This is a genomic window from Bacillus multifaciens, assembly GCF_030756675.1.
In the GTDB taxonomy this organism is placed as follows: domain Bacteria; phylum Bacillota; class Bacilli; order Bacillales; family Bacillaceae_G; genus Bacillus_A; species Bacillus_A multifaciens.
On record NZ_JAVBXD010000008.1, the window covers coordinates 122872 to 129724 of the forward strand.

Genomic DNA, 6853 nt, shown 5'->3' on the forward strand with positions numbered 1-6853 from the left:
AATATATAAATAACATATAGATCGCGGTTATGCATAACATAACATGACCTACTCTCACTTTCTCCTTTGTTTTAAATCTAGCGCACGGCAGGAAAAAGCCCTGACCGCTTTTCTATGCACGGCCAGATACACTCGCCCCTCGAAAAAGAAAAGGGGTTTTTATGCCGTTTTTTCGATTTGTATTCACATATACAAAAAAAGACCATCTTTACTTTTCTTTACTTCAGCTTAACGTTAGTTTAATGCTCATTTTGTATAATTCATAATGAAAGAACTTATACGAAACGAGGGTGAATGTTGATGAAAGTATTATCATCTATCCGCTTTTGGATTCTTCTCATGTCATGTATAACATTATGTCTTGCACTCTTCTTAATTGGAGAATACAGTAAACCGAAAGCAGAATCAAATGACAATACAGTTCCTTATCACATTCTATATACAACCCAAAACCACATTCCACTAACACAAACTAAACAAAAAGAAAAAATTGTTCTAAAGGGAATGATGATTACTGATGCTACTTTCTATAAACAACTAGAAACAATTGCAAAACAAATCAAAGAAAAATATGCACATGCAAACCTCGACTCTATTGAACTAACAGTCCATAACAAAAGTACTGGCCAATACGATGATCTTGCTTTTGAACCAATTGCCAAAGGAAATATTATCATCTCTTATACAACATTAGCTAACACCGAGCGCAATATGCATACAAATATAAACATTCAAATCAACAAGCACTCTTAATCTAGCAGAGTGCTTGTTTTTTTATGTGTACGCACATTTTTTATAAATTAGTCAAGTATCCTAGGTCTTGTCCTGTAAAGATGAATATCATATAACGACAAATGATTTAAATAGAAAAAATTCCATTTAGGGGGAACTATGTATGATGTATCCATACAATAATTCGTTTTATTCTCAAAGCGCGATGAGAAATTTTAAAAACTTAATTGGCACAAATGTAAGTGTTAATTTAGGAGGTCCAGAAAAAGGAGAGGGAACATTATTAAAAGTTCAAAATGATTTTTGTATAGTACAAACTGACGATGGTGTTGTTTACTATCCGTTACAACATATTAATGGCTTCGCCGAGCAATATGAAGATGAATCTGAAGAATCAGATGATAATGAACAAAACAACGAACAAAACAACCAAAATAACCAATATGAAGAACCTATCATTGTAAGCGGAACACGTTTTGGAAGTGTTATTAACCGTCTAAAAGGGGAAACAGTTCAATTGAATCAAGGTCCGAAAAAAATAGAAGGGACAGTTGTCGGCCGTACTAGAGATCATATTCTTCTAGAAGTTGATGGTCAGGTTACGTATGTACCATCGTTCCATGTTCAAAGTATGCGTTGGAACTATAATAACAATAATGATGATAACAACAATAATGATAACAATAACAACAACGAAAATAATAACGATGCTAATAACAACGATGATAATGAAACACGTAACCAAGATTGTAAGAGAAATGAGTGCAAAAGAAAGAAATGTAAACGACGCGAAAAACGTTGTGACTAAAGTAATATCGATCCCCGTGCTAACTATATGTAAATCCCAGATTATTTAATAATCTGGGATTTACTCCTTAAAAGGATGAAATCCATTCTTTTATTTTATCCATCAAGCTTCCATTCTGTTCTTTTCCTTGTTTTTCTTCCTGTCTTTTTTTCTCTTCTTTTCGCTTCATTTCTTTTTCAATTGTTTGTAGCTGTTTTGTATACTCTGCTTCTGGTATAAGAGACAAATCAAAGTTTTTTTGAATTGGCTTTCCAATTGCTTTATTCATAATGTCGCGAAACATTGTTGTCGTTATTTGACTACCAGCTGGCACAAAATGTTCATTATCTGTTTTATCGTAACCAACCCAAATGGATGCAAGCAATTCTGGTGTATAGCCAACAAACCATGAATCTTTTGAGCCGTTATTTGATTCATCTGCTAATTGTGTTGTGCCTGTTTTTCCGGCAGTCTCTGCATTTTTAAGTTTCGCTTTTTTCCCGGTTCCTTTCTCTACAACTCCTTTTAATAGGTATGTCATCTTTTGAGCTGTTTTTTCATCTGTAACATGAATTTCTTTTTTATACCATTTTCCTACTGTATTCCCTTCACCATCTTGAATTTCCCGAATCGCATGTGCTTCCATTTGTACACCATCATTTGCAAATGTTGCATATGCTTGTGCCATAACAAGAGGAGAGGTGCCTTCACTCATTCCTCCTAGCGCTAACGCATACGATCGGTCTTTTTCTTGCAGTGGAATACCAAAACGTTCTAAAGACTTCAAACCTTTTTCTAAACCAATTTGTTCTAATAGCCAAACAGCAGGTACATTATATGAATTAGCAACTGCCTCATACATCGTTACATTACCATGGTATACATTTCCGCTATTTTTTGGTTTATAATCATTAATTTCAAGCGGTTCATCTTTTAATACATCATAAACCTCATATCCTTGTTCTAGTGCCGGTGTATACACCGCTAACGGTTTTAATGTAGAACCTGGCTGACGTTTTAATTGCACCGCATGATTAAACTGTAAAAATTGATACGTCCCTCTCCCGCCTACAAGGGCCGGAATACCGCCCGTTTTGGGATTCATAAGCACAACACCTGTTTGCATAATCTGATCAGAAGTAGTATTCGGAAAATAATGATCACTATTTACAACCTCTTCTGTAGCTTCTTGCATTTTTGGATTTAATTCTGTGTAAATATGATAACCGCCTGATAAAATTTCATTTTGTGTCAATTTATATTTATTCATTGCCTCTCGAACAATGTAATCAACATATTGAGAGTACTTTCCTTTATATTTATCTTCGACACCTCGATGAAGTGAAAGCCCTTCATCTTTTGCGATTTGAAATTGTTTCTCTGTAATATATCCTTGTTCTTTCATTAACGAGAGAACAACATTTCTTCTTTCAATCGACTTATTAAAGTTTTTAAAAGGTGAATACATAGAAGGTGCTTTAATTAATCCAGCTAAAGTAGCAGCCTCCGGAATCGTCAATTCCTTTACCTCTTTGTCAAAATACGTTTTTGCTGCCTTTTTAATCCCCCAGGCTCCTTCACCAAAATAAATTTGATTCAAATACATCTCTATAATTTCATCTTTTGTATATGTGCGTTCAATTTTCTTTGCAATAAAATACTCTTTAAATTTTCGTGAAAACGTCCGATCTTGTGTTAAGAATACGTTTTTAGCCAGCTGTTGTGTAATTGTACTTCCTCCAGCAACAACTTCTCCTGCTGTTATATTTTTAACAATCGCATGAAAAATCCCGCTATAATAAACACCGCGATGCTCATAAAATTTTTTATCTTCTACTGCGACAACAGCTTCTACCATAACATCTGGAATGTCTTTTCGCTTAATTCCATCCGTTTTTGAAGAAGACAATTTTGCCGCTACTTCCTTATTTGCATCATAAATAACTGTTGGCTGAGGTACTGCTTGTTTTAATGCCGAAATATCTTGAATTGTGATCATTATATTCACAAAGATAAACAAGGATAAGAAAACAAAGCCTATCGTTAACAATGCGATTCGCAATTTTTTTCTTTTTTTGAACCACTCCCGTACTCTTTGTAAATGAGCGTTGTTCAACTTCATTCATCCACTTCCTCTATCTTACTTTCAAATGTATATCTGTACGTTATACCTTTACAAATTTTCCATGATACCGCTATAATTCGTCAAGTATAAGCTCTCTTTATTAGTCATACTTTTTATGAGAAAAGGACATTCTATAGAGGAGAACATTACTAATATTTTATTAATATTGCTAATTTTTCAATATGTCTAATGTTAAGTTTTTGTAAACTTTTCGATAAAATGTTTTAAAAAACGACAGCTTTTTGATAGAATGAACTAGCCAATATGCTTTACATAACTATTTTTTGGTGGGGGTAACTATATGGTTTTCAAATCTAAAAAAGATAAATTTTCAGAAATGTTAACGAATATTTCCGAAAATTTAAAAGAAGGCGCTCAATTTTTTGTGGAGTACAAACTTAAAAACGCAAGTGATTTAAAAGAATTCTCCATGCGCATGAAAGAATATGAGTCAAAGGGCGACTCATTTATTCATGAAATTATTATGGAATTAAACAAAGCGTTTATTACTCCAATTGAACGTGAAGACATCTTGCAACTTGCAATGAGTATGGATGATGTATTGGACGGGTTAGATCATAGTGCTGGTCTATTTGAAATGTACTCTATTACAGAAGCTGATGAGTACATGATTAAGTTCGTTGATGCAATTAACCAATGTGCGATTGAAATTGCATCGTCTATTGAATTGATGTCCAATAAAAAGCTGCTCGATATTCGTACAAACGCAATTAAAATTAAAGATTACGAATCAAAATGTGATGATATTCGTAGACATGCGATTAAACATCTGTTCTCTCGTGAAAAAGATCCAATTAAGATTATCCAATACAAAGAAATTTACGAGGAACTAGAAGAAGTTGCTGACAGCTGCCAAAGCGTAGCAAATGTTTTAGAAACAATTATTATGAAGAACGCATAAGGAGTTTGATCATGGATACACTCTTGATTTTAACCGTTTTAGTTGTCATTTGTGCTTTAGCTTTCGACTTTATTAACGGGTTCCATGATACAGCAAATGCCATCGCAACAGCTGTTTCAACAAAGGCCTTAAAGCCAAGGCAAGCCATTCTTATGGCATCTATTATGAACTTTTTAGGTGCAATGACATTTACGGGTGTAGCAAAGACGATTACAAAGGATATTGTTGATCCATTTACATTACCAAATGGTAGTCTCGTTATTTTAGCAGCGCTGCTTGCTGCTATTGCATGGAACTTAATTACTTGGTACTACGGAATTCCAAGTAGTTCATCACATGCAATTATCGGTGCTATTGCTGGGGCAGCTATTGCTGCCGCTGGTGTACATTCATTAAACTATAAAGGTTTCATTAAAATCATTGAAGCTTTAGTTACTTCACCAATTATCGCTTTCGTCATTGGTTACATCGTGTATAGCATTTTTAAAGTTTTCTTTAAAAACTTTAATCTAACGAAAACAAATAAAAATTTCCGTATATTCCAAATATTCACAGCCGCAATGCAAGCTTACACACACGGCACAAACGATGCTCAAAAAGCAATGGGTATTATCACAATGGCACTTATTGCAAATAATTATCACACTTCAACTGATATTCCTTTTTGGGTCCAACTCGCGTGTGCGACTGCAATGGGTCTTGGAACTTCTATTGGAGGATGGAAAATTATCAAAACTGTCGGTGGACAAATTATGAAAATCCGCCCTGTAAATGGTGTAGCTGCTGATTTATCATCATCACTTGTTATTTTTGGTGCAACTTTCATTCATTTACCAGTAAGTACAACACACGTTATTTCATCTTCCATTTTAGGTGTTGGTGCTTCACATCGTGTAAAAGGTGTAAAATGGGGAACTGCAAAACGTATGTTAATTACATGGGTTATCACACTTCCTATTTCAGCTTCATTGGCTGCTTTATGCTATTACGTATTAAATCTTATTTTCTAAAAAAAGTCGTCTTCTATATATGAAGTGCACCCCAATTGTTAGACACAGTCTAACAATTGGAGGTGCAGTTTTTTTATGGCTAAATTTTCTTCAAAAGAAAAAATACGAGCAGTAAAACGATATTTAGAGGGTACTGAAGGCGGAAAGACAATTGCTAAATCTATAGGTGTTGATTCCAGTGTATTCTATCAGTGGATTAGAAGATATGAATCTTTAGGTGAGAAAGCTTTTGAAAAACGCTATACATCCTATTCTCCTCAGTATAAACTAGATGTACTTCAGTATATGAACGAACATGGGACATCTATCAGGGAAACAGCGGCGATTTTCAATATTCCGTCTTACGAAACACTTCGGAAATGGAAACTGGCTTATGACTCAGAAGGATTGGATGCCCTACAATTAAAGAATAAGGGGCGTCCATCCATGAAAAATAAAAAACTGAGCACAACTAAAGATCAAAAAGTAGTTGAAGGTTCACTAGAAGCACTACAAGCGGAAAATGAACGTTTACGTATGGAAAATGCATATTTAAAAAAGTTGAATGCCTTAGTTCAAAACAAGGAAAAATCACGAAACAAGACAAAGCCCAAGTAATCTATGAATTAAGGCATGAATTTCCGGTGAAAGCACTACTTCAGCTCGCAGATATTCCGCGTAGCACATATTATTATTGGGTAAAAAATTTCGATCGTCCTGATCCAGATGCAGAGCTAAAAGTATTAATTCAAGCCATTTATGACGAACACGAGGGACGTTATGGCTATCGTCGTATTGGTGATGAACTTACAGATTGTGGACACAAAGTAAACCATAAAAAGGTACAACGTATCATGAAAGAACTAGGACTAAAATGTCTAGTCCGTATGAAAAAATATCGTTCATACAAAGGAACTGTTGGAAAAATTGCACCGAATATTTTAGAGCGCAATTTCCAAGCTGAAAAACCAAATGAAAAATGGGTTACAGATATTACGGAGTTTAAATTATTTGGGGAGAAGCTATATGTATCACCGATATTGGATTTGTTTAATGGAGAAATTATCACGTATACAATCGGCTCAAGACCAACCTACTCCCTTGTTTCAACGATGTTAGACCAAGCTTTTGAACGCTTAACAGATGAGGATACACTCCTTATTCATTCAGATCAAGGTTGGCACTATCAAATGAAACAATACCATCATTCCCTCAATAAACGTGGCATTACACAGAGTATGTCCCGTAAAGGGAACTGTTACGATAACGCGGTGATCGAAAGCTTCTTTGGCATCATG

5 protein-coding genes and 1 pseudogene are annotated in these 6853 nt (G+C 34.7%); 5 read left to right on the forward strand and 1 reads right to left on the reverse strand.

The features are described from left to right. Positions 1 to 300 precede the first annotated feature (300 nt). Entirely contained in the window at positions 301 to 753 is a 453-nt protein-coding gene (locus Q9306_RS08090; protein ID WP_306197088.1) for a hypothetical protein, read from the forward strand. Positions 754 to 895: 142 nt separating this feature from the next. After that, positions 896 to 1540: a hypothetical protein gene (locus Q9306_RS08095; RefSeq protein WP_306197090.1), complete on the forward strand. Its 645-nt coding sequence runs from the start codon at positions 896 to 898 to the stop codon at positions 1538 to 1540. Between the two features lie 67 nt (positions 1541 to 1607). Here the strand turns inward: Q9306_RS08095 and Q9306_RS08100 are convergent, their stop codons facing one another. Further along, on the reverse strand, positions 1608 to 3641 hold the full coding sequence (locus Q9306_RS08100) for a transglycosylase domain-containing protein (RefSeq protein WP_306197092.1): 2034 nt from the start codon (positions 3639 to 3641) through the stop codon (positions 1608 to 1610). Between the two features lie 304 nt (positions 3642 to 3945). On the opposite strand from Q9306_RS08100, the gene Q9306_RS08105 reads away from it, so the two are divergent. The 3 genes and pseudogenes from Q9306_RS08105 to Q9306_RS08115 all read left to right on the forward strand — a co-directional run. After that, complete coding sequence (locus Q9306_RS08105; RefSeq protein ID WP_306197094.1) at positions 3946 to 4566, forward strand: DUF47 domain-containing protein; 621 nt, start codon at positions 3946 to 3948, stop codon at positions 4564 to 4566. 11 nt (positions 4567 to 4577) lie between these two features. Then, positions 4578 to 5576, forward strand: a complete 999-nt coding sequence (locus Q9306_RS08110) for an inorganic phosphate transporter (protein WP_306197096.1) — start codon at positions 4578 to 4580, stop codon at positions 5574 to 5576. A 75-nt stretch (positions 5577 to 5651) separates the two neighbouring features. After that, positions 5652 to 6853 (forward strand): annotated as a pseudogene (locus Q9306_RS08115) (IS3 family transposase); the annotation flags it as partial.

Coding starts and splice junctions, on each gene's coding strand:
- Q9306_RS08105 (WP_306197094.1), top strand. CDS start 3,946: ATGGTTTTCAAATCTAAAAAAGATAAATTTTCAGAAATGTTAACGAAT.
- Q9306_RS08090 (WP_306197088.1), top strand. CDS start 301: ATGAAAGTATTATCATCTATCCGCTTTTGGATTCTTCTCATGTCATGT.
- Q9306_RS08095 (WP_306197090.1), top strand. CDS start 896: ATGATGTATCCATACAATAATTCGTTTTATTCTCAAAGCGCGATGAGA.
- Q9306_RS08100 (WP_306197092.1), bottom strand. CDS start 3,641: ATGAAGTTGAACAACGCTCATTTACAAAGAGTACGGGAGTGGTTCAAA.
- Q9306_RS08110 (WP_306197096.1), top strand. CDS start 4,578: ATGGATACACTCTTGATTTTAACCGTTTTAGTTGTCATTTGTGCTTTA.